Consider the following 17,285-nt stretch of genomic DNA (forward strand, 5'->3'; position numbering starts at 1 on the left):
CGCATGCCGACCTTCGAGCTCGGCCCCAACCAGTACGGCAAGGCCGAGATCCGCCTGGTCCACGTCGAGCGGACCGGGGCCGGCGACCGGCTGACCGACCTCAACGTCAGCGTCGCCCTGCGCGGCGACCTGGCCGCCAGCCACCTCACCGGCGACAACGCCGCAGTGCTCCCGACCGACACGCAGAAGAACACGGTGTACGCCTTCGCCCGGCAGTTCGGCATCGCCGGCATCGAGGCGTTCGCGACGCGTCTGGCCGAGCACTTCGTCGCCACGCAGCCGTCGATCCACGAGGCCAGGGTGACGATCGAGCGGTACCCCTGGATCGATGTGGACAGCCGCCACTGCTTGCGGCGCTCGGGCGGCGAGGTGCACACCGCGACCGTCCACCATGGACACTACGGGACCCAGGTCGTCGCCGGCGTCGCCGGACTGGTGCTGCTGAAGACCACCGACTCCGAGTTCCACGGGTACCTCAAGGACCGCTACACGACACTGGCCGAGACCCGCGACCGGATCCTGGCCACGTCCGTCAACGCCACCTGGCGCACCGCTACCGGGTTCACCGACCCCGAGCCCGCCCGGGCCGCGCTTGTCGAGGCGTTCGCCGACACCTACAGCCATGCGCTGCAGCAGACGCTGTTCGCGATGGGCTCGCGGGTGCTCGACCGCTGCCCGGACGTCGTCGAGGTCAAACTCTCGCTGCCCAACCGGCACCACTTCCTCGTCGACCTGACGCCGTTCGGCCTCGACAACCCGAACGAGGTCTACTACGCCGCCGACCGTCCGTACGGCCTCATCGAGGGTGTCGTACGCCGCGACGGTGCCACGATCCCGCCGGAGGTCACATGGACTTTCTGAGACCCTCCACCTGGGACGAGGCCCTCGCCGCCAAGGCGGAGCACCCGGACGCCGTGCCGATCGCGGGCGGCACCGACGTGATGGTGGAGCTCAACTTCGACAGGCGCCGGCCGGCGGCGCTGCTGGACCTGACCCGGGTCGCGGAGCTCGACGAGTGGACCGCGGACGGCGATGCGCTGCGGATCGGGGCCGGCGTCTCGTACCGCCGGATCATCGACGAGCTCGGCCGCCGGCTGCCCGGGCTGGCCATGGCCGCCCGGACGGTCGGCTCGCCGCAGATCCGCAACCGCGGCACCGTGGGCGGCAACCTCGGCTCGGCCTCGCCGGCCGGCGACGCCCACCCGCCGCTGCTGGCCGCCGGCGCGGAGATCGAGATTGCCTCCCGCCGCGGCGTGCGGCGGGTCCCCGCGGCCGACTTCTTCACCGGCCCGAAGCGCAGCGTCCTGGCGCCCGACGAGCTGATCGCCGGCTTCCGCCTCGCCCCGGCCCCGGGCCCGCAGCAGTTCGCGAAGGTCGGCACCCGCAACGCGATGGTGATCGCGGTGTGCTCGTTCGCGCTCGCGCTGGACCCGGTGCGGCGGAGCATCGGGACCGGGATCGGCTCGGCCGGCCCGACACCGCTGCGCGCGCCGGAGGCGGAGTCGCTGGCGGCCGAGCTGCCCTGGGAATCCCGGGAGCCGCTGCCCGACGCGATTGTCTCGCGGTTCGGCACGCTCGTCGCCGCGGCGGCCCGGCCGATCGACGACGTGCGGGGTAGCGCCGCCTACCGCCGGCACGCCCTGAGTGTGCTCGGTGCAAGGACCTTGCGGTGGGCGTGGGAGGAGTTGCGATGCGGGTGAACGTGACAGTGAACGGCGAGGCCGTCGCCGCCGACGACGTGTGGGAGGGTGAGAGCCTGCTCTACGTCCTGCGGGAGCGGCTCGGCCTGCCCGGCGCCAAGAACGCGTGCGAGCAGGGGGAGTGCGGCTCCTGCACCGTCTACCTCGACGACACCCCGGTGTGCGCGTGCCTGGTCGCGGCCGGCCAGGCCGAGGGCCGCACCGTCCGGACCGTCGAGGGGCTCGCCGGCCCCGCCGGCCTGCACCCGATCCAGCAGGCGTTCCTCAGCGCCGGTGCCGTCCAGTGCGGGTTCTGCACGCCGGGTCTCATCGTGGCCGTGCACGACCTGCTGGAGCGCAACCCCGACCCCAGCGACCCCGACATCCGCGAGGCGCTGGCCGGCAACCTGTGCCGCTGCACCGGCTACGAGCACATCGTCGCCGCCGTGAAGCTGGCGGCGGCCCGATGATCGTCATCGAGGGCTGCGCGGTCGCCACGGTCGACGCGGACGGCACCGAGCATGCCGACGGGCACATCGTGGTGTCCGGCGACCGGATCGTGGCGGTCGGCTCCGGCTCATACCGCGGCGACGCCGACGTCACCCGGGTCGACGGCCGCGGCTGCCTGGCCACGCCCGGGCTCGTCAACACCCATCACCACCTCTACCAGTGGGCCACCCGCGGCTACGCCCAGCAGGAGATCCTCTTCGGCTGGCTCAAGGAGCTGTACCCGGTCTGGGCCCGCATCGACGCCGGGATCGTGCACGCCGCCGCGGGCGCGGGCCTGGCCCAGCTCGCGCTGTCCGGCTGCACGACGAGCACCGACCACCACTACGTGTTTCCCCGCGGCGGCGGCGACCTGCTGGCCGCCGAGATCCAGGCGGCCGGGGAGGTGGGCCTGCGGTTCCACCCGTGCCGCGGGTCGATGGACCTGTCCGAGAAGGACGGCGGGCTGCCGCCGGACTCCGTCGTGGAGGACACGGAGGCCGCCCTCGCCGCGACCAAGGACGCCATCGACAGGTTCCACGACCCGAAGCCGGGTGCGATGGTGCGCATCGCCGTCGCGCCGTGCAGCCCGTTCTCGGTCACGCCGCGGCTGATGCGGGAGGCGGCCGAGCTGGCCCGGGCCGAGGGGGTCCGGCTGCACACGCACCTCGCGGAGACGATCGAGGAGGAGCGGTACTGCCAGGAGGTCCACGGCTGCACCCCCGTCCAGTATGCGGAGAGCCTCGGCTGGCTCGGTGACGACGTCTGGCTCGCCCACACCGTGCACCTCGACGACTCCGCGATCGCCCGGCTCGGCGCGACAGGCACCGGCGTCGCCCACTGCCCGAGCTCCAACGGCCGCCTCGGCGCCGGCATCGCCCCGGTCCGCGACCTGCTGAGGGCCGGGGCGCCGGTCGGCCTCGGCGTCGACGGCGCCGCGTCCCAGGAGGCCGGCCAGCTCGGCGCCGAGCTGCGGCAGGCCCTGTACCTGGCCCGGCTCCGCGGCGGCCCGGCGGCGCTCACCGCCCGCGAGTCCCTGGCGCTGGGCACCATCGGCGGCGCCCGCTGCCTGGGCCGCGCCGACGAGCTCGGCTCCCTCGAAGCGGGCAAGCTCGCCGACATCGCCCTCTGGCGCCTCGACGGCCTCGGCCACGCCGGCATCGCCGACCCGGTCGCCGCCCTGGTCCTGGGCCCGCCCGCACCCCTGGCCCTGCTCCTCGTGGGCGGCCGCGCGGTGGTGCAGGACGGCACGCTGTCCACTGTGGATGAACATGCCCTTGCCGAGGCACTCGGCCGGGCGGCCGGGGAGCTGCGATGAGCAGCGCTGTCAAGAGCGAGACCGCGGGTGTCATCGGTACCTCACCGATCCGCCCCGACGGCACGCTGAAGGTCACCGGCGAGTTCGCGTTCTCGTCCGACCTGTGGGCCGACCGGATGCTGTGGGGCGCCACCCTGCGCAGCCCGCACCCGCGGGCCCGGATCGTCTCCATCGACCTCACCGGGGCCGTGGCACTGCCCGGCGTCCACGCGGTCCTGACCGCCGAGGACGTGCGCGGCGACAAGCACTACGGCCTGGAGCACCGCGACCAGCCGGTCCTCGCCATGGGGGAGGTCCGCTACGCGGGCGAGCCGGTCGCGATCGTCGCCGCCGACCACCCCGAGACCGCCCGCCGCGCCGCCGCCCGGATCGTTGTCGAGTACGAGGTGCTGACCCCGGTGATCGACGCCGAGGACGGTGAGGTCCTGCGCCACGTGCCGATCCGCAAGGGCCCGCAGGACGTCACCGCGCCGGTGGTGGTGACCGGCGAGTACGAGGTCGGCATGCAGGACCAGGCGTTCCTCGGCCCCGAGTCGGGGCTGGCGATCCCGGCCGAGGACGGCGGCGTCGACCTGTTCATCGCGACCCAGTGGCTGCACGGCGACCTCTGGCAGGTGGCCGACTGCCTCGGGCTGCCGCACGACAAGGTCCGGCTCAGCCTGGCCGGGGTCGGCGGCGCGTTCGGTGGCCGGGAGGACGTGTCGATGCAGGTCCACGCCTGCATGCTGGCGCTGCACACCGGCCGGCCGGTGAAGATGGTGTACTCGCGCGAGGAGTCCTTCTTCGGGCACGTCCACCGGCACCCGGCGAAGCTGCGCTACGAGCACGGCGCCGACGAGGACGGCCGCCTCCTCTACGTCAAGGCGCGGATCCTGCTCGACGGCGGCGCCTACGCCTCGACGTCGGCCGCGGTCGTCGCCAACGCCACCACCCTCGGCGTCGGCCCCTACCGGGTGCCGAGCGTCACCGTCGACGGGTACGCCGTCTACACCAACAACCCGCCGTGCGGCGCGATGCGCGGCTTCGGGGCCGTGCAGGCGTGCTTCGCCTATGAGTCGCAGATGGACCGGCTCGCCGAGGCGCTCGGCCTCGACCCGGTGGAGGTCCGGTCCCGCAACGCCCTGGAGCCCGGCGACACCATGCCCACCGGCCAGGTCGTCAGCGGCCCGGCCCCGATCGCCGACCTGCTGCGCCGGGTCCGCAACGCCCCACCGCCCGCCGAAGCCGCGACCGACCTGCGCGAACTGCCCGGCGGCGTCGCGAACACCACCCACGGCGAGGGCGTGCGGCGGGGCGTCGGCTACGGGATCGGCATCAAGAACGTCGGCTTCTCCGAGGGCTTCGACGACTACTCCACCGCCCGGGTCCGCCTGGAGCTGGTCGGCGGCGAACCGGCCGCGGTCGTGCACACCGCCGCCGCGGAGGTCGGCCAGGGCCTGGTCACGATCCTCGCGCAGATCGTGCGGACCGAGCTCGGCGTGGAGCAGGTCACGGTGGCGACCGCCGACACGACGATCGGCAGCGCCGGCTCGTCATCGGCGTCCCGGCAGACCTACGTCACCGGCGGCGCGGTGCAAGCCGCCTGCGCGGCCGTGCTCCGGGAGCTGGAGCGCCGCGGCGGCGTGCTCGGCGACGAGCCGATCGACGAGACCGTCGAGTGGCGGCACAAGCCGACGTTCCCGCTCGACCCGCAGACCGGCCAGGGCAACGCGCACGTGCAGTACGCGTTCGCCGCCCACCGGGCCACCGTCGACGTCGACGTCGAGCTCGGCCTGGTCCGGGTCGTCGAGATCGCCACCGCCCAGGACGTGGGCCGGGCACTGCACCCGCAGTCGGTCCGCGGCCAGATCGCCGGCGGCACCGCCCAGGGCCTCGGCCTCGCCGTCATGGAGGAGATCCAGCTCGTCGACGGCCGGATCCGCAACCCGTCGTTCACCGACTACCTGATCCCGACCATCCTCGACGTGCCGCCCATGCACATCGACGTGCTGGAGCTCGGCGATCCGGAGGCGCCGTACGGGCTGCGCGGCATCGGCGAGCCCCCGACCATCTCCTCCACCCCGGCCATCGTCGCCGCCATCCGCGCCGCCACCGGCCTGGCCCTGCGCCGCGTCCCCGTCCGCCCCGAGCACCTGACAGGAACGTGACGGCGATGGCCCTGACCGACCGCGATCTGGAAGAGCTGCTGGCCCGGGTCGGGCCGGCCACCCCGGCCGCCGTCCCCCTCACCCGGCGGCCGATCCACACGGTGTATGTCCCGGCCGCGGACTTCACGACCGCGACCGTGGGGGAGTGGGCGAGCGCGGCCCGGATCCTGGTCCGCGATCACGGCCGCCCGCCGTTCCCGGACGACATCGTGGAGATGATCCTGTCCAAGCTGGTCACCACGCCGATCGAGGACCTGCGGGTCGACTTCGAGGACGGCTACGGCCACCGCCCCGACGAGGAGGAGGACGCCCACGCCACCGCGGCCGGCGGCGCCCTGCGCGGCGAGCCACCCGCATTCTTCGGCCTGCGCTCCAAGAGCCTCGAGCCCGCGACCGTACTGCGGGCCGCCCGCACGATCGACCTGTTCCTCACGGCGCTCGGACCCCCACCGGAGGGGTTCGTCATCACGTTCCCGAAGGCCGGCTCGCCCGCCTACGCCGAGGCCGCCGTCCTGCTGTGCCGGCAGCTGGAGCGCGCGCACGGCCTGCCCGACGGCACGCTGCACTTCGAGCTGCAGGTCGAGACCCCGCAGGCGATCCTCGGGCCCGACGGGCGCAGCCCACTCCCCGAGATGATCGCCCGCTCCCAGGGGCGCCTCACCGGCCTGCACTACGGCACCTACGACTACAGCACCGCCCTCGGCATCGCCCCCGGCCACCAGAGCCTCGAACACCCGGTGGCCGACCACGCGAAGGCGGTCATGCAGGTCGCCGCGGCCGGCACCGGTGTCGACGTCGTCGACGGCTCCACGAACATCATCCCGGCCGGCGCCACCGAGGACGTCCACCGCGCCTGGGCCCTGCACGCCCGCCTGGTCCGCCGCAGCCTGGAGCGCGGCATCTACCAGGGCTGGGACCTGCACCCCGGGCACCTGGTCACCCGCTGGGGGGCCACGTTCGAGTTCTACCGCGACGGCGTCACCGAAGCCTCGCGCCGCCTGGGCCACTACCTGGGCCGCCGGGTCCGCGGCCACCTCGACGAGCCGGCCACGGCCCGCGCGATGGCCCGCTTCCTGCTGCGCGGCCTGCACTGCGGCGCCCTGCGGCCCGGCGACGTCCGCCACCCCGTCGACGTGCTGGAGGCCCTGTGACATTCTCCCTGCGCTCCCGGCAGGTCTACCTCCCCGACGGCCCGCGCGCCGCCACCGTGACCGTCCGCGACGGGCGGATCGCCGCGGTCGGCGACTTCCAGTCCACGGTGGACGGTCCGGTCACCGACCTCGGCCCGCTCGCGCTGCTGCCCGGGCTCGTGGACACGCACGTGCACGTGAACGAGCCCGGCCGGACCGAGTGGGAGGGCTTCGCCACCGCCACCCGCGCGGCCGCCGCCGGTGGTGTCACGACGATCCTCGACATGCCGCTCAACTCGCTGCCGCCGACGACGACGGTGGCCGCGCTGCGGGAGAAGCAGGCCGCCGCGCTGGACAAGTGCTTCGTGGACGTCGGGTTCTGGGGCGGCGCGATCCCCGGCAACGTCGACGATCTGCGGCCGCTGCACGAGGCCGGCGTCTTCGGCTTCAAGAGCTTCCTGGTCGACTCCGGGGTGCCCGAGTTTCCGCCGCTCGACCGGGCCGGGCTGCACGAGGCCTTCGGCGCCGTCGACGCGCTGTTCATCGTGCACGCGGAGGACCCCTCGCGGCTGCACGACGCCCGCGCGTCCCGGGCCTACGCGGACTTCCTGGCCTCCCGCCCGGCCGCGGCCGAGGTGTCGGCGGTGCAGACGGCGCTCGAGGTCGCCCGCGCGACCGCCCGGCGGGTGCACATCCTGCACCTGTCGGCCGCCGACGCGCTGCCGCTGCTGCGGGAGGCCCAGGCCGGCGGGGTCCGGGCGACGGCGGAGACCTGCCCCCACTACCTGATCCTCGACGGGCAGGCGGTGCCGGACGGGGCGACCGAGTACAAGTGCTGCCCTCCGATCCGAGACCCGGCCAACCAGGACCGGCTCTGGGGCGGCCTGGCCGACGGCACCATCTCACTCATCGTCTCCGACCACTCGCCGTCGACCCCGGAGCTCAAGCGCCGCGACACGGGCGACTTCGCCGCGGCCTGGGGCGGGATCGCCTCGCTGCAGCTGGGCCTGCCCGCGGTGTGGACGGCGGCCCGCGAGCGCGGCTTCACCCTGGCCGACGTCGTGCGCTGGATGGCGCTCGGCCCGGCCGACCTGGCCGGTCTGCACCACAAGGGCCGGATCGCCCCCGGCGCCGACGCCGACCTGGTCGCCTTCGACCCGTCCGCGACGTTCGTCGTCGACCCGGCCGCGCTGCACCACCGCCACCCGGTCACCCCGTACGCCACCCGCGAGCTCACCGGCACCGTCCGCACGACCTGGCTGCGCGGCGAGCCGATCGGGGACACCCCGAAGGGCCGTTTCCTGCAACGGGAGGATGCCCGATGACGTTCACCGACCTGACCGACCTGGCGTCGCGGCTGCTGGGCGGGGGCGTGGTCGCGGCCAACGACGAGTTCTTCGCGGCCATGGACAACCTCGTCAACCCGGCGCCGTCGCAGTTCGAGACGTGGACCTACGGCCCGAAGGGCAAGGTGTACGACGGCTGGGAGACGCGGCGGCGGCGCGCGCCCGGCCACGACTGGGCGATCGTCCGGCTCGGCGCGCCCGGGCGGATCCACGGCGTGGTCGTCGACACCGCCCACTTCACCGGCAACTTCCCGCCCTTCGCATCGGTGGACGCCGCCGAGCTCCCGGGCCACCCGTCGCCGGCCGACCTGGCGGCTGCCGACTGGACGCCCATCGTGCCGAAGTCGCCGCTCAAGGGCGACAACCGCAACCACTTCCCGGTCGCGCCCGGGCCCCGCCACACCCACGTGCGGCTCAACATCTTCCCCGACGGCGGCGTCGCCCGGCTGCGGGTGCACGGCGTCGTGGCGCCCGACCCGGCCCTGCTGCACGGCCTGACTGTGAACCTGGCCGCGATGGAGCTCGGGGCCGTGGTGGCCGGGTGCAGCGACATGTTCTACGGCTCCCCGGGCAACCTGCTGCTGCCCGACCGGGCCCGCCAGATGAGCGAGGGCTGGGAGACGGCCCGCCGCCGCGAGCCCGGCAACGAGTGGGTGCTCGTCCGCCTGGCCGCGGCCGGCCGGGTGCGGCTGGTGGAGCTGGACACCACCCACTTCAAGGGCAACGCCCCCGGCTCCGCCGCCCTGCGGGCCACCGCCGACCCGGGCGACGAGACGGCCTGGTTCGACCTGGTGCCCCAGACGCCACTGCAGCCGGACACCCGGCACTTCCACCGCATCGACTCGCCGCATCCGGCGACGCACGTGCGGCTGGACATCCACCCGGACGGCGGCCTGGCCCGGCTGCGGGTGTGGGGCGAGACCGACGGTTAGGAGCCGAGCTTCAGCCGCATCGCGGTGTTCGTCTCGCGGGTGAAGCCCAGCCGCTCGTAGACCGACTGCCCGTCGGGCGTGGCGAACAGCCGCACGGTCGGCACGGCCCGATCGCCGAACCAGGCCAGCAGCGCTTCGAGGCACGCGGTCGAGAGACCCCGGCGGCGGTACTCCTCGTCCGTCGCCACATTGAAGATGTACCCGATCGAGCCGTCCGGGTTGCCGGGCGAGCCGAGGTGCACGTCGATCGTGCCCACGGCGCACGCGGCCAGCCCGGGCCCGTCCGGCCGGTCCACCACGAACGCGGCGAGGGAGGCGTCCGGGCCGGGCAGCCGCCGGTGCAGCTCGGCCGCCGCGCGCCGGGACCAGTCACCCGGCGGCACCCGGGAGCCCTCCATGGCTGACAGCATCACGATCCGCAGCCGGATCAGCTCATCGGTGTCGGCCAGGGTCGCGCGCCGCACGGAAATGCCCACAGCCGGCAAACGTACCCGGAGCACCGCGGCCCGGCGCGGCCGGCACCCGGCGGAGCCGTCCGCCCCGTGACGCCGGCTGTCCGTCAGATACCGCCGACATCTTCCGGCGTGAGATCGGCGGACAGCGTGAGCGTCTCGACAGGCACATCCACACTGTGCCGGCGGTGCGGCCAGGCCGCTCCCGGCGCGCCCGGCCGCTGCACCTACTGCGGCTCGCCCCTCAACCGTGCGGCCGCCTTCCCGGTGCGCGGCCCGGCCGCAGCAATCGCACCGGCGATCCCGATGGCACGAACGCCGTACGAGGGGCCGGTCCACCGGTTCGAGCCCGCGCGGCTCGACGCCGGCGGGCCCGGTCTGAGCCGCCGGACCCGCCGGCTGCTCGGGGCCGGGGCCGCCGGCGCGATCCTCGCGGTGGCGGCGCTCATCGTGCTGCGACCCGCCCCACCCAGCCCGGCCGGCGCCGTCCGGGACTACTTCGACCACCTCGCCGCCGGCGACACGGCGGCCGCCCTGGCCCTCGTCGACTCCGGCGAGTCCTATACGCCGCGGGCCGCGCCGCTGCTCGTCGCGGCCGCCCTCGCCGACCCCGCGAACCGCCCCGGCGGCCTCACCGTCACGGCCACCGAGGAGCCGGAGCGCGGCGGCCCCTACTCGACGGTGACGGCCACCTACAAGCTCGGCGGGCAGACGGTGGAGCAGCTGTTCGCGGTCGTCGCGACGCCTGACGAGCAGCCGCCGTACCGGCTGGAGCGGCCCTTCCTGACCCTTACCGCGCAGGTGCCGGTCGGGCTGGCCACCACCGTCAACGGGGTCGCCGTCGACGGGGCCGCGCTCGCCCGGGGCACCCCGGCGTTCCCGGGCGTCTATACGGGCACGACGAGCGGCAATGCGCTGTTCGCCGGCGGCACCCGGGCCGCGACCGTCCGGTCCGACGGCCAGGGCGCCCGGGCCGACATCGCGTTCGGGGCGCCGGCTGTCGCGCCGGGGGCGCCGAAGGCCGTCCAGACCGCTGTCGAGGAGTACCTGGACCGGTACTGCATCAACGGCCCGGTCACCTCCCAGTGCCCGCTGCGGGGAGCGCCGTACAAGGCGTACGGGCAGAAGACCACCTGGGCGATCACCACGTATCCGCAGGTCCAGCTCACCCCGGACAGCTCGGGCCGGGTCCAGGTGGCGTTCGCGACCGCCACCGAGGGCTCGGCGGCCTACACCGTCACCTGGTCCGACTCCAGCGGCGCGCCGCAGACCGCGACCGGCACCGTGCCGGTCACTACTCGGGGCTACGCGAGCCTCGGCAACGACGGCACCATCACCATCTCGCTCGGCTACTGACGACACCTGGAGGAGCGTTGACCACCACCGATCAGTGGGGCGCGGCCGGAGCGCCCGACGAGGACATCGCATACCGCACCCAGTCCCTCAAGTTCCGCGGCATCGAACTCGCGCTCGACGAGTCGGTGTCGGCGCAGGCGATCGTCCGGCTGTGGCTCTACGCCGCGGCCGCCAGCGTCACGGTCTTCATGGTGTTCTTCGTGCTCGCGCTGTTCGCCCTCATCGGCGGCGGGGCGAGCGGCAGCGCCGCCGGGTTCGCGGGCTTCGGCATCATGCTGCCGCTGGGCGGCCTGGCCGGGTTCGTGGCGTTCTGGCTGGTGCTGCTGCTGGCGAAGTTCCAGGAGCCGGTGGCCGAGTGGAAGACGCTCATCGAGGGCAAGGCCGCCGCGGCCGAGTCGTCCTACGCGGCGATCTACCACTCGCTGGCCCGCCGCCGCATCCCGGTCGGCGTCACCGCCCGGCGGATCCGCAGCGACCTGCTGAACGAGTCGGTCAACAACCGGCTGATCGTCACCGAGCGGACGTACGTGGCCTACGTGTCCGTCTTCGCGTTCGGCACCTCGCTCTACGTCGGCTGGATGATGTGGCGCAACCGGCGTGGCGCGAGCCTCATCGCCCAGTTCGTGAAGGACCTCGTCGGCAGCATGCTCGGCCGCACCGGGATCATCAACCAGATGCTGCGCACCGAGCGGGTGCGGGCGATGCGCGAGGCCGTCCACTCGGCCGTGCGCGAGGGCGTGGACGCGGCCGTCGACGGCATCCAGATGCCGATCGCCGCCACGTTCGGCTACGAGATCCCGATCGAGTCGGGCGCGACCGCCCCGGCCATCCCGGCCTACGCCGCCAACCGGCCCCAGCACGGGCTGAGCTGACGACATGACGGCACTGCCCGGTCTCGCACCGAGTGGCCCGGCGTCGGTGGCGGGGGTGCTGACCGCCGCCGGGCCCGGCGTCGTATGGGCGTGGATCGCCCTGGACGTGCAGCCGGTCCCCGATCGGACGTCGGGTGAGGGCTCGGACGCACAGCGGCGGGCCGAGGCGGCCCGCGCCGACGCGGCCTGGCTCGGCGGCCAGTGGGACCCGGGCGCCGGGACCCGGCTGGAGCTGCGCTACCTGCACCGGCCGGGCGAGCCGCTGCGCTGCTGCCTGCTGGGCTGGGTGCAGGCGCCGACGGCCGACGCCGCGGTCGCCGCCGCCCTGCGGCTGCGGGACCGGCTCGGCGTCCTGCCGGCTCATGTGCGGGCCGCGCCGGTGGCCGACCTGGCCGGGGTCGGGCACCGGCTGGACCCGTTCCCCGCGCACCCCTCCGGCCTGGTCGAGGTGCGCAAGCCGATCCGGGCCGGGTGGCCGTCCCGGCCGGACGCGGGCGTCGCCTACTACCTGGCCGTCCCGCGGTTCGCGGGCGGTGCGGCCGGCTGGGAGCCGCTCTGGCAGAGCGTGGCCGGCCTGGAGCAGCCGTTCCTGCTGACCGTCGGGCTGGAGCCCTACATGCCGTCCGCCGGATTCCTCGACATGCTCGCCGAGGTCGCCCGCAACTTCCGGCGGCTGGCCACCGCGGTCCAGGCCGGGGGCGGCGCGCTGCGCGGCGGGCGCAACGCCGTGCTGCTGCCCGACCCGTTCGCGCAGTACGCGGCCCCGCTCTACGAGGACGCCCGGTGGCGCTACCGGTCCGGGGTGTTCCGGACCCGGATCACGATCGCGTCCCCCGGGCCGCTGCCGGTGCCGCTCGTGACGACGATCGCCGCGACCATCTGCGGGCCGCACGGCGACGGCGAGTCCGCGTATCACATCGTCGTGCCGGAGCCGGACGAGCTGGGCACCGCCTGGCACAACGTCACGACGCTCGACAACCTCCAGTGGGACCGGGCCTACCTGCGGCACCTGCCCGGCCCGGTCCCGCCCGGTGTGCGGCTGCTGGCCGAGGTGATGGACGCGGCCGAGGCGGCGTCCGGCTGGCGGCTGCCACCGGCACCGTCCGCCGGGAGGCCGACCGTGTTCAACGTGGGTGGCGACTACATCAGCGTCAACGGCAACGACAACAAGATCAAGAATGTGGGCGCGGCCCAGGACGACGGGCCGAAGCGGCGCATCCTGCTCGTGTGCGCCGGCCCGCGCGACGACGAGGCCCGCGACCGGCTGACCGCCCGGGACGACCGGCTGCTGCGCGCGGCGATCCAGCGCTCGGCCGAGCGGGACCGGATCGAGGTCGTGACCCTCAACGCGGCCACCATCGACGACCTGCGCCAGGCGCTGATGCGGGGGCCGTTCGACATCGTGCACTTCTCCGGCCACGGCACCGAGGAGGGGCTGGTCTTCGAGGACGACGACGGGCAGCCGTTCGTCCCGGCGAGCAGCGCCCTGGCCGAGCTCTTCGCCCGGCGCAAGGTCCGGGTGGCCGTGCTCAACGCGTGCTACTCGCTGTCGGTCGGGGGGATCGCCGCGATCGGCACCGAGTTCACCATCGCGGCCGCGGGGCTGCTGTCCGATCCGGGGGCCGTCGAGTTCACGCGGGGCTTCTACGACGCGCTCGGGGCCGGGCTGGAGGTCCCGGACGCGTTCGCGGAGGGCCGGGGCGCGGCCGCGCTGAAGGGCCACAGCTTCGACGCCGTGCTGCTGCGCTCCGCGGAGAGGCCCGGATCACCACCTGATTGGACCGGTTCCTGACGGGTAGGGGAGGGGAGAACCTGCACCACCGAAAGGAGACGAGCACGATGGATGTCGCGTTCCTGGTGTCCAAGGAGGGAATCGAGCAGGCCGAGCTGACCGAGCCCTGGAAGGCGGTCGAGCACGCGGGGCACAACCCGCGGCTGATCTCGCCCGAGCCGGGCAAGGTCCAGGCGTTTCACCACCTGGACCCGGCCGACTCGTTCACTGTCGACATGACGGTGGCCGACGCCCGGGCGGGCGACTTCGGGGCCCTGGTCCTGCCGGGCGGTGTCGCCAACGGCGACCTGCTGCGGTGGCAGCCGGAGGCGGTCGAGTTCGTGCGTGAGTTCACGGCGCTGGGCCGGCCGATCGCGGTCATCTGCCACGGCGGGTGGGTGCTCATCGAGGCCGAGGCGGTCAGCGGCAAGCGGCTCACCTCGTGGCCGTCGATGCGGACCGACTTCCGCAACGCGGGCGCCACCTGGGTCGACGAGCCGCTCGTGGTCGACGGGAATCTCATCAGCAGCCGCAAGCCGGACGACCTGCCGATGTTCAACCAGGCGCTCACCGAGGCGCTCGACCGTTAACAACGGGCACGAAGAGGCCGCCGCTCGGTGTCGAGTGGCGGCCTCTCGCGGTACCCACGAAATCAGCTCTTCTTGACGCCTTTTCCACTGCGGAACAGCTTCACCATGCCGGCGAAGAACCGCTCCATCTCGGATCCGAACGGGTTGTCGCTGACCACGTAGGTCCAGGTGGCGCTCGGCCGCACGAGGCCCGCGTCGGCCGGCTCCCAGTCGGGCCCGGTGATCTCCTGCTCCTCGAACTCGGCGACCGTGCGGTTGTCGATCTCCGCGAGGAGACCGCGGAAGGCCGGGATGGCCTCGCGGTGGAACTCGTCGAGCGGGTCCTGCGAGCCCAGGACGCGCAGGTGGATGCCCTCGCGGAGCTCGCTCATGTCGGCCAGATGCTCCGACCACGCCTGGTCGGCGTGGAACAGGGCGATCGTCCGGGCGATGCGCAGCAGCGCCTCCTCGCCCAGCTCCTCGGCGAGCTCGTTGTACTTGTCCGGCGACCGCTCGGCCAGGAGCTCACCCGCGGCGTCGGTGGTGAGCAGCTCCTCGCGCCGCTTGGCGTGCAGCTGGCGGTGCTGGTCGAGCAGGTAGTTGTACCGCCACGTGTTGCGGTGGATCTCCAGGTTGACGGTCTCGGCGACCCGCTGGGCCGAGCCGATCGCCCACCGGACGTCCTCGTCCTCGATCGCGCCCTCGGCGTCGGCCTGGCCCATCGGCATCGGCTCGGGCCCGTAGCGCTCGATCAGCTCGTCCTCGAGCGAGACGAAGAACATCGACTCACCGGGGTCGCCCTGCCGGCCGGCGCGGCCGCGCAGCTGGTCGTCGATGCGCCGGGAGTCGTTGCGCGCGGTGCCGATGACGAACAGCCCGCCGAGCTCGGCGACCCGCTCGCGCTCCTTCTCGTCGCTGCCGCCGAGGCGGATGTCGACGCCGCGGCCGGTCATCTGGGTCGAGACGGTCACCGCGGAGAAGGCGCCGGCCTCGGCCACGATCCCGGCCTCGGCCTCGTCGTTCTTGGCGTTGAGGACCACGCACTCCACGCCCTCCTCGGCGAGGGTGGCGGCGAGGCGCTCGGACTCGGCGACGCTCAGCGTGCCGATCAGGACCGGGCGGCCGGTGTTGTGCATGGCGACGATCTCGGCGACGACGGCGATGTCGCGCTCCTCGGCGGAGGCGTAGACGCGGTCGGGCCAGTCCTTGCGGATGTTGGGCAGGTGCGGCGGGATGACCGCGACCTCGAGCTTGTAGAACTCGCGGAGCTGGTCACCGACGGGCATCGCGGTGCCCGTCATGCCGCAGATCCGCTTGTACTGGGTCAGGAACGCCTGCACCGTGATGGTCTGCAGCACGGTACCCCCGCCGCTGCTCCTGATCTTCTCCTTGGCCTCGACCGCGGCCTGCAGCCCGTCGGGCCAGCGGCGCCGCTGGGCGACCCGGCCCCGGAACTCGTCGATCAGCTCGACCCGCTCGTCGCGCACGATGTAGTCGACGTCGCGCACCAGCAGCGCCTCGGCGTGCAGCGCCAGGTTGACGGCGGTCAGCATGTCGACGTTGTCCTCGGCGTAGAGGTCGACGTCGAGCGCGGACTCGACCTTGGCCAGGCCGCGGGTGGTCAGGTGGGCGGTGCGGCCCTCGTCGACGACCTCGTAGTCGCGGTCGCGGTGCAGCCCGCTGACGATCTCGGCGATGGCCGTGGGCTGGTCCTCCTCGGCGATCGTCGAGCCGGCCAGCACCAGCGGCACCCGGGCCTCGTCGATCAGGATCGAGTCGGCCTCGTCGACGATGACCGTCGCGAACTCGCGGTGCACCCGGTCGGCGGTGTCGGTCACGATCGAGTCGCGCAGCAGGTCGAAGCCGGCCTCGGACACCGACACGTAGGTGATGTCCTTCGCGTAGGCGGCGCGCCGCTCCTCGGCCGTCGAGGACTCGTTGACCCAGCCGACGGTCAGGTCGAGCAGCTCGTAGACCGGCCGCATCCACTCGGCGTCGCGGCGGGCCAGGTAGTCGTTGACCGTGATGACGTGGACCGGGCCCATCGCGGCGTAGCCGGCGGCGGCGATCGCGGCGGTGAGCGTCTTGCCCTCACCGGTGGCCATCTCCACGACGTGCCCGGCCAGCAGGACCTGCGCGCCGAGCAGCTGCACGTCGTAGGGCCGCTCGTCGAGAGCCCGCTTGGCCGCCTCCCGGCCGAGCGCGCACGCCTCGACGAAGTCCTTGGGATCTTCCCGCTGGTGCAGTGCCTTGGCGGCGGCACGAAGCTCGTCATCGGTGAGCTCGGACAGCTCGGCCTCGCGCTCCTCGATCTCCGGCAGCAGGGCGCGCATCGGCTCGAGGTCGATCGTGGTGCCGGGCTGCTCCTGCAGCTTCCGTCGCCACGCGTTGAATTTGCTCACCAAACCCATGCCGAACACGATACGTCGGGAACTGCGTTGCCTGTGCGCCCCGTCACGTGGTTTTGTCCAGAGGTGGATTCTGGAGAGATCGAGCGGTTTGTCCGGGACGGTTTTATCAAGATCCCTTCGGGTGTACCGCGGGAAACCGCAGCTCAGTGCGAAGAGCTGCTCTGGGCGCAGATCGAGGCCGAGCCGGATGACCCCGCCACCTGGACCAGGCCGGTGTACTGGGTGGGCGGCATGGCCCAGGAACCTTTCACCGCCGCCGCCAACCAGCCGGTCCTGCTCGACGCGTTCGACGCGCTCGTCGGCCCCGGCCGCTGGGCCCCGCGGACCGAGCTCGGCTCGTTTCCCCTGCGCTTCCCGCACGAGGAGGAGCCCGACGACGCCGGCTGGCACATCGAGGGCAGCTACACCCCGCCGGGCGAGACGGGCTTCTGGACGAACGTGCACTCCCGCGGTCGCGCCCTGCTCATGCTGTTCCTCTTCACCGACGTCGACGAGCACAACGCCCCGACCCGGGTGCGGGTCGGCTCGCACCGCGACGCCTACGCGGTGCTGGCGCCCTACGGCGAGCGCGGGGCCTGGGGCAACGAGCTCGGCCCCCGGCTGGCCGCGGCCTCGGCGCACCGGGAGCAGGTCCTGGCCACCGGGAAGGCCGGCGACGTGTACCTCTGCCACCCGTTCCTCGTCCACGCCGCCCAGCCGCACCACGGCGACCGCCCCCGGTTCATGGGCCAGCCGGCGCTGCACCCGTCGGCGCCGTATTTCGAGTCCGGGCCCTTCGTCGACTCCGCATACCCCGTCGCGAGGCATATTTGATGG

Annotated in this window: 15 protein-coding genes; 13 read left to right on the forward strand and 2 right to left on the reverse strand. The window is 73.6% G+C overall.

What is annotated here, in order from left to right; all coding sequences use genetic code 11:
- The first annotated feature begins 3 nt into the window (after positions 1–3).
- From pucL to alc, 8 genes are read left to right on the forward strand one after another with little or no spacing between them, the layout of a single operon-like run.
- Entirely contained in the window at positions 4–861 is an 858-nt protein-coding gene (gene pucL / locus Dvina_RS12100; RefSeq protein WP_223102534.1) for a factor-independent urate hydroxylase, read from the forward strand.
- Positions 849–1,700 (forward strand): FAD binding domain-containing protein, encoded by an 852-nt coding sequence (locus Dvina_RS12105; RefSeq protein WP_223102535.1) that lies wholly within the window; start codon positions 849–851, stop codon positions 1,698–1,700. The genes pucL and Dvina_RS12105 overlap by 13 nt, the downstream gene beginning before the upstream one ends.
- Positions 1,691–2,149, forward strand: coding sequence for a (2Fe-2S)-binding protein (locus Dvina_RS12110; RefSeq protein ID WP_223102536.1), 459 nt, complete (start codon positions 1,691–1,693; stop codon positions 2,147–2,149). Before Dvina_RS12105 ends, Dvina_RS12110 begins: the two co-directional genes overlap by 10 nt.
- Positions 2,146–3,483, forward strand: coding sequence for an 8-oxoguanine deaminase (locus tag Dvina_RS12115; protein WP_223102537.1), 1,338 nt, complete (start codon positions 2,146–2,148; stop codon positions 3,481–3,483). The genes Dvina_RS12110 and Dvina_RS12115 overlap by 4 nt, the downstream gene beginning before the upstream one ends.
- On the forward strand, positions 3,480–5,630 hold the full coding sequence (locus tag Dvina_RS12120) for a molybdopterin cofactor-binding domain-containing protein (RefSeq protein WP_223102538.1): 2,151 nt from the start codon (positions 3,480–3,482) through the stop codon (positions 5,628–5,630). Before Dvina_RS12115 ends, Dvina_RS12120 begins: the two co-directional genes overlap by 4 nt.
- Before the next feature lie 5 nt (positions 5,631–5,635).
- Positions 5,636–6,781: a DUF6986 family protein gene (locus Dvina_RS12125; protein WP_223102539.1), complete on the forward strand. Its 1,146-nt coding sequence runs from the start codon at positions 5,636–5,638 to the stop codon at positions 6,779–6,781.
- A complete protein-coding gene (gene allB / locus Dvina_RS12130) occupies positions 6,778–8,085 on the forward strand; it encodes an allantoinase AllB (protein ID WP_223102540.1) in 1,308 nt (435 codons plus the stop codon). Before Dvina_RS12125 ends, allB begins: the two co-directional genes overlap by 4 nt.
- Entirely contained in the window at positions 8,082–9,038 is a 957-nt protein-coding gene (alc, locus tag Dvina_RS12135) for an allantoicase (protein ID WP_223102541.1), read from the forward strand. Before allB ends, alc begins: the two co-directional genes overlap by 4 nt.
- Here alc and Dvina_RS12140 read toward each other — a convergent pair.
- Positions 9,035–9,514 (reverse strand): GNAT family N-acetyltransferase, encoded by a 480-nt coding sequence (locus Dvina_RS12140; RefSeq protein ID WP_246656173.1) that lies wholly within the window; start codon positions 9,512–9,514, stop codon positions 9,035–9,037. The genes alc and Dvina_RS12140 overlap by 4 nt on opposite strands.
- 282 nt (positions 9,515–9,796) lie before the next feature.
- Between Dvina_RS12140 and Dvina_RS12145 the strand changes: the two genes are divergently transcribed.
- From Dvina_RS12145 to Dvina_RS12160, 4 genes are read left to right on the forward strand one after another with little or no spacing between them, the layout of a single operon-like run.
- The gene (locus Dvina_RS12145; RefSeq protein ID WP_223102542.1) at positions 9,797–10,846 is read left to right on the forward strand and encodes a hypothetical protein; all 1,050 of its coding nucleotides are present in this window, start codon (positions 9,797–9,799) and stop codon (positions 10,844–10,846) included.
- 17 nt (positions 10,847–10,863) lie between these two features.
- Positions 10,864–11,718 carry an adhesin gene (locus Dvina_RS12150; protein ID WP_223102543.1) on the forward strand — a complete coding sequence of 285 codons (855 nt, stop codon included), beginning with the start codon at positions 10,864–10,866 and terminating at the stop codon, positions 11,716–11,718.
- Between the two features lie 4 nt (positions 11,719–11,722).
- Positions 11,723–13,510 carry a CHAT domain-containing protein gene (locus tag Dvina_RS12155; RefSeq protein WP_223102544.1) on the forward strand — a complete coding sequence of 596 codons (1,788 nt, stop codon included), beginning with the start codon at positions 11,723–11,725 and terminating at the stop codon, positions 13,508–13,510.
- Between the two features lie 47 nt (positions 13,511–13,557).
- A complete protein-coding gene (locus Dvina_RS12160; protein ID WP_223102545.1) occupies positions 13,558–14,079 on the forward strand; it encodes a type 1 glutamine amidotransferase domain-containing protein in 522 nt (173 codons plus the stop codon).
- Positions 14,080–14,141: 62 nt separating this feature from the next.
- On the opposite strand, the gene secA2 is transcribed toward Dvina_RS12160, so the two are convergent.
- The gene (gene secA2 / locus Dvina_RS12165) at positions 14,142–16,469 is read right to left on the reverse strand and encodes an accessory Sec system translocase SecA2 (RefSeq protein WP_223102546.1); all 2,328 of its coding nucleotides are present in this window, start codon (positions 16,467–16,469) and stop codon (positions 14,142–14,144) included.
- Positions 16,470–16,700: 231 nt separating this feature from the next.
- Between secA2 and Dvina_RS12170 the strand changes: the two genes are divergently transcribed.
- A complete protein-coding gene (locus Dvina_RS12170) occupies positions 16,701–17,282 on the forward strand; it encodes a phytanoyl-CoA dioxygenase family protein (protein WP_246656174.1) in 582 nt (193 codons plus the stop codon).
- The last annotated feature ends 3 nt before the right edge of the window (positions 17,283–17,285 follow it).

The sequence above is a fragment of the Dactylosporangium vinaceum genome, assembly GCF_019904175.1.
GTDB lineage: Bacteria > Actinomycetota > Actinomycetes > Mycobacteriales > Micromonosporaceae > Dactylosporangium > Dactylosporangium vinaceum.